The sequence below is a fragment of the Acidobacteriota bacterium genome, from assembly GCA_009691245.1.
Taxonomy (GTDB): Bacteria; Acidobacteriota; Terriglobia; order 2-12-FULL-54-10; family 2-12-FULL-54-10; genus SHUM01.
The window spans coordinates 1-17,640 of the sequence record SHUM01000066.1 but is presented as its reverse complement, the minus strand read 5'-3'; the positions used below and the strand labels follow the sequence as shown (position 1 = coordinate 17,640).

Sequence of the window (17,640 nt, the reverse complement as noted above, 5' to 3'; positions counted from 1 at the left end):
AATTGACCCTGGAGCTTATCTGGCTCCAGGGTTTTTATTTTGGGAATCCCCTAGCGAGAGGATGGCCCGAGGTTGCAGGGAATTTACTAAAGATGGCCAACTTGCCCGGCCAGTTTCGCCAGGCAATCTCGACGAATCTTCTGACCTTGACGAAGTTTCGGGAGTTGCTGAACAAGGTCCAGTCCTATCGTCCCAATGATGATCTGGAACCGCTGCGCCGCGCCTACCAGACGGCCGCACAGCATCACGGCAGCCAGCGTCGACACTCTGGGGAGCTTTATCTTGTCCATCCCGTGGCGGTCGCTCATATCCTTGCCGACCTGCGCATGGATTTGCCAACGCTCCAGACCGCGCTGCTCCACGATATCGTCGAAGACACACAGGTTACGATTGACGAAGTTCGCCAGCAGTTTGGTGCCGAAGTCGCGCGGTTGGTGGAAGGGGTAACCAAGATCGGCAAGTTCGATTTTGCCAGCCGCGAGGAGCGTCAGGCGCACAATCTGCGCAAGATGCTGCTGGCCATGGTGGACGACGTTCGGGTGATCTTCGTCAAAATGGCCGACCGCCTGCACAACATGCGGACCCTGAAGTTCGTTCCGGAGGACAAGCAACAGCGAATCGCTCAGGAGACGCTGGATGTTTACGCCCCGCTGGCCCATCGCATGGGCATGGGCAAAGTACGCGGCGAACTGGAGGACCTGGCATTTTCATTTCTCGACCCCATCGCCTACGAGGAGATTCGCAAGCAGCTGGAAGGCAAACGCCGCACGGGAGAAGAGTTCCTGAAGGAAATCGCCGGGGTAATCGAAAAGAAGTTGGGCGAATTGGGAATCGCCGGTCTCGTCGAGTGGAGGATCAAGCGGCCCTATAGCATCTTCCAGAAGCTGAAACAGCAGAACAGCAGCATGGACCAGGTGTACGACCTGCTGGCCGTGCGCATCATCTGCGACAATCTTCAGACCTGCTACGCCTCGCTTGGCGTCATTCACGGCATGTGGCAGCCTGTGCCGGGGCGCATCAAGGACTTCATCGCCATGCCACGTCCCAATCTATATCAGTCGCTGCATACCACGCTGATCGGCAAGAACGGCCAGCCTTTTGAGGTGCAGATTCGCACGAAGGAGATGCATCATACGGCGGAGCTGGGCATTGCGGCGCACTGGAAATACAAGGAAGGGGAAGGTCCGATTTCCATTGCCGACGAGAAGAACATGGCGTGGTTGCGGCATCTGGTGGAGTGGCAGCAGGACTTGTCCGATCCCGGCGAGTTCATGTCCAGCCTGCGCATTGATCTTTATCCGGAGGAGGTCTACTCTTTTACTCCCCGAGGGAAGGTGATGGTTCTGCCGCGCGGGTCATCGCCGGTGGACTTTGCCTACTCGGTGCACACTCAGGTGGGAGACACCTGCGTCGGCGCCAAAGTGAACGGCAAAATGGTGTCGCTGCGCTATCGGCTGCGCAACGGAGACATCGTCGAGATACTCACGCAGAAGGAGTCCCAACCGAGCCGTGACTGGTTGGGCTTCACGGCTTCCACGAAGGCGCGGAACCGCATCAAGCACTTCATCCACGCCGCCGAGCGCGAAGGATCGATTGAGTTGGGTCTGAAATTAATCGAGAAGGAATGCCGGCGATACGATATCTCCTGGAAATCAGTGCCGGAGGCCGACCTCCTGAAGGCGGCCCAGACAAGTGGATGCCCCAAAGTAGATGATCTCTATTCGGCCGTAGGATATGGTCGAGTCCCGGCACAGGTCGTGCTCGCCAGACTGTTTCCAGACAAAACTCCGCCGCAGGAACAGCCGGCGAAAAAATCGCTGGCCAGAACCGTGCAACATGCTCTGGGTATCGGGCGCGACGAGGCCATTCAGGTGAAGGGTCTTGGCGATGTTCTCGTCTATCGGGCGCAGTGCTGCGATCCGATTCGTGGCGAGGAGATTGTTGGTTACATCACGCGTGGCAAAGGTGTGGCCGTGCATTCCAGGAAATGCCCGAATGTGCAGAACCTGCTGTATGAGAGCGGCAGAAAGATCGAAGTCGAGTGGGCCTCCTCCGCCGAGGATGCCTTCCCGGTTACTCTGACCATTTTGACGCAGGACCGTCCCGGGCTGATCAAAGAATTAACCGCGGCACTCACCGAAAAAACCAACATCCGCAACATTGAGACCAGGGTGGGTGACGCCGGGGACGCGCATATCGATCTGACGCTGGATATCGTGGATACCAAGCAGCTCGAACGCCTCATTGTCGCCATGCGCAAAGTGCCCGGCGTGCGCGGAGTCGAGCGGATATACAAGGCGTGAGACTGCGCCGTGGGCAGGCCACGCACAAGCCAGGGACAGAAATATCCCCTACGCACGATGTCGCATTGATAGGAGGATTTCCGCCGACTCGAAGTTGTTGGGGGAAGACCTAGAGGGCTTTCTGAACTTTGCCGTTACGCAGGCAGGCAGCGCAAACACGCAAGCGCACATTCCCGCGATTCACCACAGCGCGAACAGACTTTAAATTGACGTTCCAGCGCCGACGCGTTACGTTGTGAGCGTGAGAAATCCGGTTTCCATAACGCGGGCCTTTGCCGCAGACTTCGCATGATTTGGCCATGACTATACCAATCCTTCCGTTCGAATCTCCCATCATACCAGAAAAACCCAGCGTTGTGAACCAGTAACCGGGCAACAAACAGAGCCGCACCATCAGGGGATGGGGATGGGGGTGGGGGTGGTCGTACCCCCGAAACACCCCCCCCGGTCCCTGACGGGCGCGGCTCTGTCTGCGTACGAATGTTAGTTGCGCGGCGGTCGGGCCACCTCATTAAACAACTCTTGGAAGCTGAAGGTCAGCACGGCGTTGAGACGCATGTCGGATACGATCAGTTCCTTATACTTCGGGTTGAGGGTTACGCCGCGAGGCTTCTTCATGATGTTGGAAGGCTTGCCGTCGATGCGCCAGCGCGGAGCGATATTGCCATTGTCGTATATGCTCCACACGCCGACAAAAGTGCCCTCAGGCTCAGGGATACCGCCGTCGGTGATCTGGCTGACGATGATCCAGCCACCCTTGGGGTAAACCTGCATCTGGCGGATGCCGAAGATGCCGGTCTTGTCGCCGCGAATGACACGCAGCGGCATGACTTCGCCATCGGCCAGCCGGTCGAAGATGAGGATGGTGTCGCGGCCTCCGCCGTACTTGTTGTCCATGGGATACTTCTTGGCGAAGTCGCCGGATAGCCCGCCATCGGTGGCGATTACGTTGTGAACGTTATCCACCGCGATGCCGTTGCCGATGCGCCAGCCAGCGCCGCGCGCTGCGCGCGGGCGGCGAATGGGCGCCACATCGCCGTTCGCGGCCACCGGGAAGATCAGCATCTCATTGCCCGCCGGGATGAGAATCTCGCCGTTAACAGCATCCACCTCCAAGGTGTCCTCGCCACCCAACATCGTCTTGGGGCCCTGAATGATGCGGATCGGCGCTTCATCACCATTGGCCGTGCCACGAAAAGTGAGTACGGCCTGACCGAACGGGTTGGTAACATACATCTCATCGCGCACTTCGTTGTAGCGGATGTCGTGCATGGTCCGGCTTAACAGAGTCGCCTGACCAAACACCACGCGCCGGGGAGCTTCTCCACCCTTCGCCACACGGGCGAATACCGCGATCTGTGGATGGGCTACTCAGTTGGGGACGAGAATCTCGTCGCGCTTCGTGTCATACGCCACCGCGCCGGGATTGCCGATCTGCAGCGCGGGCGTGTTCAGCGGCGCGCCGCGGATGATGCGCAGCGGCGCAACGTCGCCAGTAACCGTGCGCGGGAATACCGTGGCCATGTGGTTGCCCATGTTGGAGACCACCAGCTCGTTGTTCTTATGATCCACGAAAACGCCGGTGGGATTCTTGATGTTCGACTTGGGCCCGGCGATCACGCGATACGGCGCGACATCGCCGTTGTCGGTTACTTTGAAGACCAGCACGTTGTGGCCGCCGTCATTGGCCACGTAGACGTCGCCGTTGATCTCGTCGATGAACATATGCGCGGGCCAGTTCAGCATGGTCTTGGGGCCTTTGATCTCGCGGATGGGTGCCACGTCGCCCTCGGCCGCCATGGGGTAGACGGTGATGGAGGGAGCGGTGAAGTATCCCGAGCCATTGATGCGACCGCCGAAGCTCTCGATATTACCGGGCTTCAGCGCCTCCTCGGTGTACTTGGCGCCGTTGCCGTAGTTGGCCACGAATATCCATTTGTTCTTCACGTCGAGGCCCATGCCGTGCGCGTCAGCCAGTCGCGTCTTGTTGCCTTTGATCACGCGCTTGGGCTTCTCCTCGCCCGACGCCCATTTGTTGTAGACCACGATCATGGGCGCGTCCTGCACGGTGAGGTACATCTCTTCTTTCTCTTCATCGACGGCGATGCCGTAGGTGCGGTGCGGGGTGTGCAGTTCGCGCGTCGGCGGCACGTCGCCCTTGGCCTCGCGGTTGAAGATGACCAGCGTGTCCAGCGTATCGTTGTTCACCGCGTAGACATCGCCGTTCTTGGGGTCGATGTACAGCCCGCAGTTGAATTCGATCTTAGTGTGGTGCCCGCCGATGACGCGCTTCGGCTCAGTCATGGCCGCCTGCGGCGGCGTGTTGGCGGTGCGGTCATAGGCGAGAATCTGGAACAAGTTCTCGTCCAGAAGCACGATTTCGTCGTTCTGGAAGTCCATGGCCACGGCGCTGTACGTGGGATAGGGGTCTTTAATCACGCGCAGCGGCACGCGGTCCTTGATGGCGTTGCGAGCCCCGGGGCTGGCGATATTCTGCGCCGCGCCGGCGGGCGCCTGCAGCATGGCAAGTATCTCCTGCTGGCTGGCCGCGGCGGGGGCGAGTTGGCACATCGCTCCGTCGTCGCTCATCTCAGGCAGGGCCTGAATGGAGGTCAGTTTCGGGCCAGCAGTAAATGGCTGGCGGGATGCCGTTAGGACGGATGAATAATTCGTATCACTAAGAAGCACAACGGAAGCCGCGATGGCGAGTAGCGATGCCGCTACAACAAAACCGCTGCGGCGTGGGGGCCGGGACTTACTCATACCTGATTTCTCCTTGTTTACAGAATCCTGCCACTGGCCATACCGGCCAGTGTCTGGTGCTGGACGCTGTAGTCGATTCTATCAAATCGCGGGGCGTAAGCAAGCGGCGAATAGGGTGTGTATCAGAGCCCCGACCGCGAGGGAGGGGGCACACTCATCAACTATCAATAACCGTTGAACGTGCCCCCTCCCTCGCGGTCGGGACTCTGATACACACAAAAATGCCCGATGCGTTATTCGCACCGGGGCATCTTGAAAGCATTGGAGGGAATGCGAAATAAATTACGGGCGCTTCGCCTCGATGTCGAAGATCTCCGGGAAGGAGAAAGTCAGCACCGCGTTGAGGCGCATATCGGAGACGATCAGCTCCTTGTGGTTGGGGTTCAGCGTAACGCCGCGAGGCTTCTTCATGACGTTGGAAGCCTTGCCGTCAATGCGCCAGCGTGGCGCGACGTCGCCGTTGTCGTAGACGCTCCAGACTCCCACGAAGGTGTCGTCGGGCTCGGCGATCCCGCCATCGGTAATCTGACTAATGATGATCCAGCCGTTCTTCGGATAGACCTGCATTTGCCGGATACCGAAGATGCCGGCCTTGGGACCTCGAATGATGCGCAGCGGCTTGGCCTTGCCCTCCGCCAGTCGGTCGAAGATCAGGATCGCATCACGACCGGTGCGGTAGGGATGCTTGAATCCGTCGGCCATGGGGCCGAGCACGGTGCCGTCGGTTACCAGAAAGTCGTGGACATTATCCACGGCGATGCCGCTGCCGGGACGCCAGCCGATGTCGCGACCGCCGTTCAGCGTGCGTTTGGGGGCCACGTCGCCGTTGCCTGTAATGGGATAGACATGCACATTATCGCCATCCGGGACATAGAGTTCATCATGCAGGTCATCGATTTCCATGGTGTCGATGCCGCCCAGTTCCGTCTTGGGGCCTTGAATGATGCGGATGGGTTTCTCGTCGCCAGCCGCCGCGGCGCGGAAAGTGAGCACGGCCTGGCCGAACGGGTTGGCGACGTACATCTCATCGCGCTTGGGGCTGTAACGAATGTCGTGCATGGTGCGGCTTAATAGCGTCGCCTGACCGAATACCACGCGCTTGGGAGCATCTCCACCTTTCGCCATCCTGGCGAATACCGCGATCTGCGGGTGGGCCACTCAGTTGGGAACGAGGATTTCGTCGCGCTTGGTGTCATAGGCGACCGCGCCGGGATTGCCGATCTGCAGGGCTGGCGTATCCAGCGGTGCGCCGCGAATGATGCGCAGCGGAGCCACATCGCCGTTGGCGTCAATGGGATACACCGTGGCCATGTGGTTGCCCATGTTGGAGACCACGATCTCTTTGTTGCGCGGGTCCACAAACACGCCGGTAGGATTCTTCACGTTCGATTTGGGCCCGGCGATAACCCGCGACGGAGCTACGTCGCCATTGGCGTCGCCCTTGAAGACCAGCACGTTGTGGCCGCCGTCGTTGGCGATGTAGAGGTCATTGCGCTCCTCATCGAAGAAGATGTGCGCGGGCCAGTTCAACTTGGTTTTGGGGCCTTGGATGGTTCGCACCGGCGCGACATCACCGCTGTCGGTTATGCGATAAACGGTGATGGATGGTTGGGTGAAATAGCCGGAGCCAGGCTTGCGGCGCATGCCCGGGCCATCATCAAAGTTTGCGGCTGGAGCGGCCGCCGCCGGTGCTGCCGCCACGGTGTTGGGCTGGTCGCCTGGACGGGTCGCGCCGCGCGGGCGGTTGCTGAGTAGTCCCGCAGTCGGATCGCCGCCTTCTTCATAGAGCGCGCCATTGCCGTAGTTGGCGACGAATATCCAGCCGCCTTTGGTGTCGAGCGCGATGCCGTGGACGTCGGCCATCTGCGTCTTGTTGCCGCGTATAACGCGCTTCGGTTGATCCTGTCCGGCAGCTGACTTGTTGTACACCACGATCATCGGGGAATCCTGCACCGTGAGATACATCTCTTCTTTGGTTTCGTCCACGGCGATTCCGTAAGTGCGGTGCGGGGTACTGAGCTCGCGCGTGGGCGGGACATCACCTTTTGCTTCTCGGTTAAAGATGACCAGCGTATCGAGCGTGTCGTTGTTGACCGCGTAGATGTCGCCGTTCTTCTGATCAATGTACAGACCGCAATTGAACTCGATCTTGGTATGATGACCGCCCAGGACGCGCTTGGGCTCCGTCATGGTCGCTTGGGGCGGCGTGTTGGCGGTGCGATCATAAGAGAGAATCTGGAACAGGTTCTCGTCCAGCAACACGATCTCTTCGTTCTTGAAGTCCATGGCCACGGCGCTGTAAGTGGGATAGGGGTCCTTAATTACCCGCAGCGGCGCGCGATCGCGAATGAGATTGCGCGGGTCGCTGGCGGCACCGCGGGCAGGCGCTCCACCCGCTTGGTACATTGCCATTAGAGCCTGCTCGGAGCCAGCGCCGGCTGGCACGAATTGGCACATGGGGCCGTCCGCGTTCAACTCCGGCAACGCGTCGATTGACACCAAGCGAGGACCACCGGCCAATTTTATAGGTGCAATATCCGATGCGCCCGGGCCGCTCAACGCGATGAGCACGCCAGCGATGAGCAGCAATGAAAAAGCCGCAATAAATAGCTGAGATGTTTTACGATTTTTATTCTTCATGATTCCCTCGAATGAAATCGGACTGAATTGTACGAAACCACGCTAATCACTGTCAGCCCACTATGGCTGTCATCCTGAGTGACGCGAAGGAACGGAATTGCGTTGCTGAAATCGGGCGCGTAGGGCAAAGCAGCTTCTTCGCTGTGCTCAGAATGACAGCGAAATAGATTGCCATGGATTTCCTGAACCCGAGCGCTAGCCGCCCATGCGCGCGGGCCGCGGGCGATATCCGGTGCGGGCGCGAATCTTATATTTCTTAAGATGATCGCCGGACAACTTCACGGTAATGTCGCGCCAACCGCGGTTGGGGTTCTGGCTGGGGTAGTAGCTGACGCTATAAAGGTGGGATAAGTCGCTACGGATGGACGCGAAGGCATCCTGCTGAGCCTTCCAGTCCTTGGCGAAATAGGCCTTGCCTCCGGTGGTGTCGCTGATGCGTTGGAACACCGCGGTCGAGACCGGATCGTGCCGGGCTTCGCGCGTCGAGACCATGTAGATGGAGATGCCTTCGGCCTGGGCAAACTCGCGAACGTCTTCGGGCGCCACCATGCTGGCGTCATCCGGGCCGTTTGAGAAGGCGACCAAAACTTTGCGTCCACTGGATCGAGCCGCGTCCTTAAGCGTCAGCAGCATGGCGTTATACAACGCGGCGTCGTCGCCCACAATCGTGCTGCGCAACCCGCGCAGGACAAGCCCACGATCGGATGTCAATGTAGCGTGGCGGGAAAAGTCGCGCGAGTAGGAGTACAGTGCGACGCGATCAGGATTGTCGAGTGAGCGCACGAAGTCGGCGATGGCATCCTGCGCGTAGACGAAACCCTCATACATGTAGTTACTGGTATCGAAGAGAATGTACACGCTGGCGCCGGAGACTAACTGGGAGATGCGCTCGGTCTCGTCCTCCGGGAAAACGCCGGCAGGCGAATCGTCGCGCAGACGTGTGCCCACGCGCGCCTTATCCGGCTTGACGATCTGGACTACGCTTTCGCTGGGCGTGAATTCGCCGAGGTCGCGCGGCGATTCGTTGCCCTCGGCGAAGGTGGCCACTTTCTGCGCCAGGCCATCTTCACTGACAGTGAAGTCCCAAGGCTTTAGACCTGTAACGTAGTTGCCCTTGCTGTCGGTAACCGCGATGTTGAGCAGCACCATGTCGACTTCCACGCGGAACACGGCGCCGTTGGAGAGTTCGTCCGCTGAATTGAGCACAACCTGGGGCACGCTATTCTGTGCCGTGCCGGGCTGTGGCAGGCTGAAGGGAATCAGCATTAGCAGAGCCAGCAGCATCAAAAGTAGTGGCCTCTTCAAAAGTAGTGCCCCCATCAAAAGTAGTGCCCCCTTCCAACGGCTGGGTGTGCGCATGATCGTCAACGACATAGGCAACCTCACAAAGCTTTTGGGACTGATAATATCAAAAACTGGGATCGTTGACAGAAAAATTTACTACTGGAACTTTGCACCCGCACTCGCAGCTCCCGCCGAGCCGTCCATTGCTCCCCCGGATGCGGCAAGCTCTGGCGCTCCGATTTTTCCCTCGCGGAACTCGACAGCCGTTTCGCGCATGGCGCGCAGCACGGCGGGCCAATCCTCCAGATGAGTGGCGAAAATCTTTTCCACCATGCGGTGTGTCAATTCCGGGATCAGATGGTTCAGGCTGGACGGAGGAAGATTCTTCTCAACCGCCAGCCGCGCCCAGAATAGGTTGCCGGACTCCCAGGATTCGGCCAGCAGGCGGCTCGAATAGCCGAGAAACGTGGGCAGCGGCTTGGTGGCCAGCAGCTCGCGCGCGTACGTTTGCGCCAGCATGGGATGGGGCGTGCCGAAGTTATTCGAGATGCGTTTGGAGTCAATCTCCTCGGGAGCGGATTGTTTCAGACTGGCCAACTCCGCGCCCGCGGCTCCTAGCGCCGCCATGCGGGCCGCGTCCTTGTCGAACATTTTGGAGCCCAGGGAAAACAGCTCAGATGGCACCAGACGAAGGATCGCCTCGCTGGCTTTTCCTTCCATCAAGTCCCGTTCCAACTGGCCCAGACGTTGTGGGAGCAGGTGATCGGCGAGAATGCCGACCAGTGTGTTGCGCAACGCGGCATCCTGCGCGGCTGCTTCCAGAATCTGTTCGCCGAGCTGCTGATAGAGCGCCACGGCGCGCATCTCATTGGCCGTAACATTCCACCAGCGGGGCAGAATCGCACCGGTCAGTATGGTCGGAACCAAATCGGCCCAGATGAGCGACTGCGCGTTCTCGGGAATGATGAAGTCCTGCTCAACCTGCGCCAGCACATAAGGCAGGTCCGCCAGCGACCCGGCCAGATGCGCGCCGCCGGAGGCCGACCAGCCGCGCCCGAATACGCGCGGAGTTTGCCATACTTCATCGCCCTTCATGGTCATCTGGCCGGAGAAGTTATGCGAGCGGACAAAGAGCGGGTTGTTGTGAATCATCTGCGCGCCGGGCGGCTCATAGTAGACATAGTTCAAGCCCACCATGGTGTCGCGCAGGAACGGCGCCAGAATGCCGCGCGCCTGGGTCATGGCTCCCGGCTCCCGGCCTTTCTGGATTACTTTGGCGAGATCGGTGCGCGTTTGCAGCGAGGTGTGCGGATTATTGTGCAGGCCGCTGGCCCACTCCGCGCGTTCGCTGCGCGTAAACAGCGGTTGCGGCAATTCAAACTCACGCAGCGAGGCCGCCAACCGCAGCATGTTCTCCGCTGACCCGGTGCCTTGCCCCATCTGCGTCAGGCCATCGCCCAGTTGAAACAAATTGTCGAGAGAGACCAGCCGCTGTGTGCCCAATGCCGAACGGAGCTTCTCCTCCATCCGTTGGCGGGATTGCTTGCTGGCCTCGTTCTGCTGAGTCGGACCGGCGAGCAGCCTGATGAACTCACTTTCACGGATGGGCCCACTTCCGCCAATGGCTTTCCACAATTCTTCCAGCCCGGCGCGCCCAGCGTCAAACAACTGCTCAGAGGTGCGGATGCCGGTATAAGGTTGCAGTACTTTCTGCCAGGAAGCGTTCAACTGATTGGACGGAATCTGATCCTGACGAGCCAGTATCTGCCACAGCCCGGCGCTCGACTGGAACATGCCCAGGGCGTTGGCGCGGACAGCGCGATCCTTGATGGCGTCAATGGCGTCGGCAACCGTGAAGAAGCGGGCGATGGCGGCGTCATCCAGCTCGCCGAACTCCGAGAAAAACGCAAACTGATCGCGGAATCGTGCAAAACGCTCGGCCAGCAGGCGGACGGTGGCCGGACTCAGTTTGCGATCCGCGGGACGCCGCCGGTCCAGTTCGGTCAGCGCCAGATAAACCTGGAGCGGAGACTCCTGACTGTGCTCGCGCGACAGCGCGAAGAAGGCTTCCAGCAGATCATCCGGCTTGCTCCAGCCGTTGGTCTTGCGCGCCCATTCGCGTACCACTCGCATGTCGCTGCGGCGGCGGAAAATTTCCTTCCACACTTCGATATTTCCGGGCACTGCCGGCTGTCCATTCGCTTCCAGAATCAGGCGCGAGGTCAGCAGGTACATGCTGGCGGTGGGACGGAAAACGGAGCGGGCGGGACTACCGGTTACTTTGGGTCCGCGCAGCGCCTCATACATTTTCTTGAGCCGTCCCGAGTCGGCGAAATAAGCTTGTTGCTCGCGCGGAGTGAATGAAAGCGCGTCGAAGTACGCAGCCACCCAGCCGTTGTCCTTGCTGACTAGGGCCAGCAGAAACTCCGAAGGATTCTCCGGGCTGGCGCCGACCAGACTTCTCCAGGCCGATTCGGCTTCCGTACCGCCGGGGACCACAACCCGTCCCTGGCGAATGTAGAGATGGCTTCCGTAGAAATCCAGAACGGCAGCGTGCGGCAGCAGCGCCGTCAATCCCGGCGACTTGCGTAGTTGCTCGCGCGTGCCGTCCTCCAGTCTGGAGAATGCCCAGTAGAGACGGGCCAATTGCGGATCGTCCAGCAGCGCTTCGAGGAAATCCTTATCCACGCTGGTCCAGTCGCGCGGTGTGAAGATGATGGGGGCATCAAAGCTGGAAAAATGATATTCAAAGGGTTTGCCATCGTGCAGGTCCTCTTCCAATTCCGTCAATGGGAACCCGGAGTCAATGGTGAGGAAGGCGCGGCGAGGTTCCTCGGTTTCGAGCGTTGTGTTTGGCCCGCAGGGCGTGCGGAAGCGGAACCCAAGTGTCTTGAGCAGCGGAGCCACCTCGGCGCAGCTTTCGATGCGGATCAATCCGCTGGTGCCAGCCAACTCGCGCAACTCACGAGCTTGCGCCAAGTAGCTCTTGATGAGTTTCAGATATTCCGTCGGCTTGGGGTCCTGGCCCTGCCGCATCTGATAGCCGTCAATGACCACGTTACGTGCCAGGAATGGGAGAATTTCGTCGCTGCCCACCTTGCGGCTGATGGCCGTCATGCGCTGGAACCCGATAAGGGGGCCGGGGATGGTGGCTGTGGGAGCGGGAACGGAGGATTGACTCCGCAAGGGACTGGGCAGCGTTGCCGCCCAGGCCAGCAATGCGGCCAAATAAATCAAACCGACTCGAACGGGTGGCACCGTAGGACCCTCCTGCTATAAAGCCTGACTTATACGATGTGTCGCAAGGTTAGCCGATTCAGCGGGAAAATCCAAGCCTTTTGTCAGGCCCATTCCTGCCGTCCCCCAACCATGTGGAAACCGAGTTCAGCAGGCGTTTAGCGAATCCACTCCAGCCGTGCCGAAGAGCTGTGCGCCAAAAGATTTTACGTGGCGCGAGTCTGGACCAGCCGTTGAGCCATCTTACGCAGAGTGTCGGGGATATCCTTGCTGGCAGCGGCCACGCGCGCATCCTGAATCAGCAGACGATTCAAAAGCGGCAGCGTGATATCGAGCGGCGACCGGGGGTTCATCACCAGATTTTTCACAACGATGTAACGCTTGATGAATTTGCGGCTCATCGCAATCATGCGCAGAACTTCCTGGCTGACGTTCTTCAGGGAGGCGAAGCCCTCGGCCTCGGAGTCGGTGAGCTTGGGGGAGACCAGCACGGCGCGCAGAACCACGCGAGAAGAATCGCGGATCAGCAGCGAGCGCTCTTCTCGCGAGCCGAGCAGGGCCAGCTTGACTCGCTGCGCTACTTTCATCTGAGCGATCTTCTGCACGACACCAGTGGCCCGTTTCTTTTCTTCCTCCGGGATATCGCTGTCCGTATCGATTTCGGCGAGCATCTCGGCGCAACGCTCCGGCGTGATGCCCTTGTCGGTCTCCATCTCCAGAATGAGCATCTCCAGGATGTCGACCTCCACCACGAACCCGCCTTCAGGCGGATTCTTCTGCCAGAGCAGGTAAGTGGGATTGTCCTTAAGTGCGATCAGAGAGGAAGTCTTCAACAGGTCAAGATTTTCAAGCAACACCGGCACGATCGTTGGATCTGCCAGCGTGGCCAACGCCGTTACGGCGTCTTCGGGAGACTCGGGATGTTCCAGCAGAAGGGGTAGGATGGCGACGCGCATTCGCTCCGGTTCGAGAAAATAGCGCAAGACAATCCTCGATGTTTCGGGCGAGCTGAGCCACTCCTTGCAACGCTCATCCGGAAGCTGTTGCAGTGTAGCCATCGCGGCTTCGCGAATTTTGTTGTCCTCATCCGCCGCCAGCCGAACAAGCGTTGCCAGGGCAGTCTCGGGCGAGATCAAAGCTCCGCCCTTGGCCAGCAATAACCGCTCTGCAAATGGGAGTCCAGAATTGGACGGCGTACCGTTGGACATTTTCAAAGGCGACTGGTCCGCGCAAAATTCTCCGGCTTGGTGGAATTTTAGTGTCTCGCTATTCCCAGCCTCCGCCCACGGGAGCTGGCGGGGAATTTATTGTAGCATTTTCCTTCCATAAGAATTTCGCCGAAGCCGTTTCAATGGATAAATTTCTGATTAGGAGATTGCATGAGAATAGCCTACGGATTGGGTTCTGTTTGCGCGGGTGCGGGCGGAGCCGCGGTTTCGAGTTGCGGGCTGCTCTGCGGAACCGTCTGCGGTTGAGTTGCCGTGGCGTTTGTTTCAGCGCTTCTTTCCTCGCTTCCGGGAGACGGCTCCGGTAAAGCTGTTCGGCTGCGTGATAATCCCGAAACGCGGGGGCGCGCAGAAGGAGGCGCTCCGCCGCTCACTGGCGCGGTCGCTGCGGGAACTATAGCCGGAGGTTCGGATAGGGGGGGCTGTGATGTAGTGGCAGCGGCTGGCGCACGATCGTCCGGAGCATTTTGCGAAGGGGCTGGTGCCGGCTCATTCGATGGCTTGTAAAGCAGATACGCAATGATCGCGCCGATCAACACCACGGATGCGGCAATCAGCGCGATCCGTTTCCACTGCTTAGCCTGAAAACGTTGCAGTGATTCCGGCGTAAAGGGCGAAATCTTTCTTTCTTCGAAGGCCACATCAAGATTCACTCCGGTCAAGGTCACAAAATCCCGAAGCGCCTGCTCGCCGTCCAGGCCAACCGCTTCGGCATACTGGCGCACAAAACTTTTTCCGATGAAGCCGCCGGGCAATTCGCGGCCACGACCGTCCTCTATGGTTTGCAGATGGCGGACAGGAATTCGCGTTTGCGCGGAGACTTGATCGAGCGTCCAGCCATTTTTCAAACGCTGCTGCCGAAGCTGCTCTCCGATGTTTCCCGAAGGCCAGCTGGTTTGTTTTGAGGACTCAGTGGGCATCATCCGAACACTACCATATCTCATCCTGATTTCCGCGGACGAATTAGCGTAAAAGCGCACAGAAAGAGGGAGGAACAAGGTATGGAAACATGGGGTGATATTCGCCTGCAATGGTTGTATCCTGAACTACTATTGTAGAATCGCAAGCGAGGTCTGCGACATAGGTCGCGGCTGACTATAGAGTATTGCCTGGATCAGCCCTACCGCCGGTCAAGCGCGGGAGAGCAACTTTGAGTTTGGCTTCAAGTTCTGGAGGGTATGAAGCAATGGCAACTGTCATGCACGAAACGCAACGTAAGACCGGCTATGAAAGCCTGCGCGAATTTATGGCGGCGCTCGAAGAACGGAATCTTCTCGCTCGAGTGAAAGTTCCCGTGGAGAAGGATTGGGAAGTGGGCGCGGTGTGCCGCGAGAACTTCGACAAGTTCGGCCCGGCCCTGCTATTTGAGAAAGTGGGCAATTACAAAACTCCGTTGCTGGCTGGTACATTGTCGACGCGAGAGCAATATGCGCTGGCGATGGGCGTCGAAACCTCCACCGAGGCCATTGCCGCCAAGTGGCGTCAGGCCTATGCCAAGCCGATTCGCCGCACAGTTGTCAGCCGCGCCGAAGCGCCTTGCAAGGAAGTGGTCATTGACGACCCGGATCTTTACGCTGATCCATTTCCCGTGCCGAAGTGGCATCCCAAGGACGGTGGCCCGGAGATCGGCACGCTGCACGGCGTCATCTCCATGGACCCTGAGACCGGCTGGATCAACTCCGGCAACTACCGCTGCCAGATTTTCAACTCCAAGGTCTCCGGCTGTTACGTTGTGGATATTCCCTATCGCCACATCCACCAGAACTGGGATAAGTGGAAGGCGCTAGGCAAGAACATGCCCGTCGCCATCGTGATTGGCCCGGACCCGTATCTGAGCCTGACCAGCGTCTCAGCCGTGCCCGCGCAGGTGGATGAGTATGACGTGGCCGGCGCGCTGAAAGGTTCGCCAATGGAGGTCGTGAAGGCCGAGCTATCCGACCTGCTGGTGCCCGCTCACGCCGAGATTATTATTGAGGGCGAGATGCCTATCGATAAATTCTGGCCGCAGGAGGAGGGCCCCTTCGGCGAGTTCCTCGGCTTCATGGGCGCGGGCGTGAAAGATAGTTTTTACATAGAAGTCAAGAAGGTAACGCACCGCCGCGATCCCATTTTTCACGGCACGCTGGAAGGCCGTCCGCCGAGTGAGTCCACCACGGTGCGCTCGATGGGCCGCTCGGCGGCGATGCTCGAACAATTGCGCCGCGTGGGCATCATTAATGTTCGCGATGTCTGCATCACCCCGGCGGGCTGTGCCGGCTTCCATGCTGTGGTTTCCCTCAAGAAGTCCTACCACGGCCACGTGCGCGAAACCATGTTCGCCGTGCTGGGCCATCCCACGCTGTTCTGCAAACTGGTTACCGTGGTAGATGAGGACATTGATCCGTGGAATGCATTCAAGGTCGAGTGGGCCATGGCCACGCGCGTGCAGGCCTCGCGCGACGTCATCATCATTCCGGGCGGCAAGTCGCTGACGCTGGATACGTCGCAGGTGATCTCGCGCCGCGGCGAAAGCGATCAGATGGGCATTGACGCCACTACCCCGCACGAGCACTACGCCAAGGACGGCTCGCAGTTTCCCGAGAACGCCGAGCCGCTGGCTTCAGATTTAGCCAAGGTCCGCGCTCGCTGGAAAGAGTACGGCATTAGATAGACCATCCTTGATCCGTTAGATGCAGCAGTTTTCAGCCCCGGCAGGGGCGGCAGATAGTAGCCCACGGCGTGAGCCGTGGGTTTACGAGCGTGAAGCACAACGAGCCCCGGTAGGGGCGAAAGAAACTCTAACGTTCTTTCGCCCCTACCGGGGCTCGTCCCTTCACTGCCCTTGTTACTGCCCTTGTTACCCACGGCTTGCGCCGTGGGCTACTATCTGCCGCCCCTGCCGGGGCTCCAATGGATTTCGGAGACTTTATTCCAATTGTGTAATTGAACCGGAGTTATTCCCTAACTGTTGTGCCGCGCAGCATCTCACGCGCGATCACAATCTGTTGAATCTGGCTGGTTCCCTCGAAAATCCGCAGCAGGCGCGCGTCGCGGTAGAGCCGCTCGACCGCGCAGGTCTTGGTATAGCCGATGCCGCCGTGCATCTGCAAGACGCGGTCGGCGATGCGTCCCAGCGCCTCGGTGGAGAAATACTTCGCGCAGGCCGCGTCCTTGGTGATGTTCTCACCCGCGTCCTTGTCGCGCGCCACTTTCTCAATCATGGCGCGGCCCGCCACCGTTTCTGTCTCGCAATCGGCGAGCATGGCCTGGATCAACTGGAAATTGGCGATGGCCTGCCCGAACTGCCTGCGCTTCTGCACGTAGGCGAGTCCTTCGTCGATCAGCCGCCGCGACATGCCCTGGGCCAGCGCGGCCATGTGGATGCGGGCATGGTCGAGCGTGCGCATGGCGGCCTTGAAGCCCACGCCCTCTTTCCCGCCGAGCAGCGCGTCAGCGGGCACGCGGCAATCCTCAAAGATCACGTCGGCGGAGTGCGACCCGCGAAAGCCCATGGTCTTCCACGGTTCGGCGACGCTGAGTCCCGGCGAGGTTCTCTCAACGAGCAGCGCCGAGATGCCCGCCGTGCCCGCTTCCTTGGGCGCGGTGCGCGCGTAGACGGTGTACAGCCCCGCGCGCGGCGAGTTGGTGATGAATCGTTTGGTCCCGTTGAGGATGTAAGAATCGCCGTCGCGCACTGCCGAGGTTTCCAGCGCCGCCACGTCGGAACCGGCATTGGCCTCCGTCAAACAAAACGACGCGATCAACTCACCGGTGGCGATGCGCGGCAGATACTTCTGCTTCTGCTCCGGCGTGCCCTCGTTGATCAAGCCCAGCGCGCCGATGCCGTTGTTCGATCCCAGCGCCGCGCGAAACACCGGCGAGGCATACGCCAGCTCGAACACGACGCGCACTTCCTCGCTCATGCCCAGACCCAGCCCGCCGTATTGCTGCGGCGTGGTCATGCCAAACATGCCTAGCGCCTTCAGCCTGTCGAGCAGATGCTAGGGGATGCGGTCGACTTCCTCAATTTGCGGCTCGGCTGGAATCAATTCCTCCCGGCCTGACCCGCCCGAGATTTTGTACCAATCCTTGTGAGAGAGTTTACATCACAACCTGAGGCCGAGAAACTGGGTTTTTGACAGGGCTATAGGCCCCCGGCGCCGGGGGCCTATAGCCGAGCGCCGAGTGCGGCCTGCGGGTGTTGTACT

The 17,640-nt window shown here is 59.5% G+C and carries 12 protein-coding genes; 2 read left to right on the top strand and 10 right to left on the bottom strand.

The window, feature by feature from the left end; translation table 11 throughout:
• Positions 1-92 precede the first annotated feature (92 nt).
• Entirely contained in the window at positions 93-2,303 is a 2,211-nt protein-coding gene (locus EXQ56_13205; protein ID MSO21389.1) for a bifunctional (p)ppGpp synthetase/guanosine-3',5'-bis(diphosphate) 3'-pyrophosphohydrolase, read from the top strand.
• A 109-nt stretch (positions 2,304-2,412) separates the two neighbouring features.
• Here EXQ56_13205 and rpmB read toward each other — a convergent pair whose 3' ends face one another.
• The 9 genes from rpmB to EXQ56_13160 form a co-directional block, all read right to left on the bottom strand.
• Entirely contained in the window at positions 2,413-2,604 is a 192-nt protein-coding gene (gene rpmB, locus EXQ56_13200) for a 50S ribosomal protein L28 (GenBank protein ID MSO21388.1), read from the bottom strand.
• A 182-nt stretch (positions 2,605-2,786) separates the two neighbouring features.
• Entirely contained in the window at positions 2,787-3,641 is an 855-nt protein-coding gene (locus EXQ56_13195) for a hypothetical protein (protein MSO21387.1), read from the bottom strand.
• Positions 3,642-3,674: 33 nt separating this feature from the next.
• Positions 3,675-5,066 carry a hypothetical protein gene (locus EXQ56_13190; protein MSO21386.1) on the bottom strand — a complete coding sequence of 464 codons (1,392 nt, stop codon included), beginning with the start codon at positions 5,064-5,066 and terminating at the stop codon, positions 3,675-3,677.
• Between the two features lie 282 nt (positions 5,067-5,348).
• A complete protein-coding gene (locus EXQ56_13185) occupies positions 5,349-6,191 on the bottom strand; it encodes a hypothetical protein (protein MSO21385.1) in 843 nt (280 codons plus the stop codon).
• 33 nt (positions 6,192-6,224) lie between these two features.
• Positions 6,225-7,706, bottom strand: coding sequence for a hypothetical protein (locus EXQ56_13180; protein MSO21384.1), 1,482 nt, complete (start codon positions 7,704-7,706; stop codon positions 6,225-6,227).
• A gap of 195 nt (positions 7,707-7,901) precedes the next feature.
• Positions 7,902-9,080: a VWA domain-containing protein gene (locus EXQ56_13175; protein MSO21383.1), complete on the bottom strand. Its 1,179-nt coding sequence runs from the start codon at positions 9,078-9,080 to the stop codon at positions 7,902-7,904.
• Between the two features lie 66 nt (positions 9,081-9,146).
• Positions 9,147-12,248, bottom strand: a complete 3,102-nt coding sequence (locus EXQ56_13170; GenBank protein ID MSO21382.1) for a hypothetical protein — start codon at positions 12,246-12,248, stop codon at positions 9,147-9,149.
• Positions 12,249-12,433: 185 nt separating this feature from the next.
• A complete protein-coding gene (locus EXQ56_13165; GenBank protein MSO21381.1) occupies positions 12,434-13,435 on the bottom strand; it encodes a hypothetical protein in 1,002 nt (333 codons plus the stop codon).
• Positions 13,436-13,617: 182 nt separating this feature from the next.
• The gene (locus EXQ56_13160) at positions 13,618-14,484 is read right to left on the bottom strand and encodes a hypothetical protein (GenBank protein ID MSO21380.1); all 867 of its coding nucleotides are present in this window, start codon (positions 14,482-14,484) and stop codon (positions 13,618-13,620) included.
• Positions 14,485-14,639: 155 nt separating this feature from the next.
• Here EXQ56_13160 and EXQ56_13155 point away from each other — a divergent pair, with 155 nt between their 5' ends.
• On the top strand, positions 14,640-16,103 hold the full coding sequence (locus tag EXQ56_13155; protein MSO21379.1) for a UbiD family decarboxylase: 1,464 nt from the start codon (positions 14,640-14,642) through the stop codon (positions 16,101-16,103).
• Positions 16,104-16,386: 283 nt separating this feature from the next.
• Here EXQ56_13155 and EXQ56_13150 read toward each other — a convergent pair whose 3' ends face one another.
• Positions 16,387-17,403: an acyl-CoA dehydrogenase gene (locus EXQ56_13150; protein ID MSO21378.1), complete on the bottom strand. Its 1,017-nt coding sequence runs from the start codon at positions 17,401-17,403 to the stop codon at positions 16,387-16,389.
• Between the last annotated feature and the right edge of the window lie 237 nt (positions 17,404-17,640).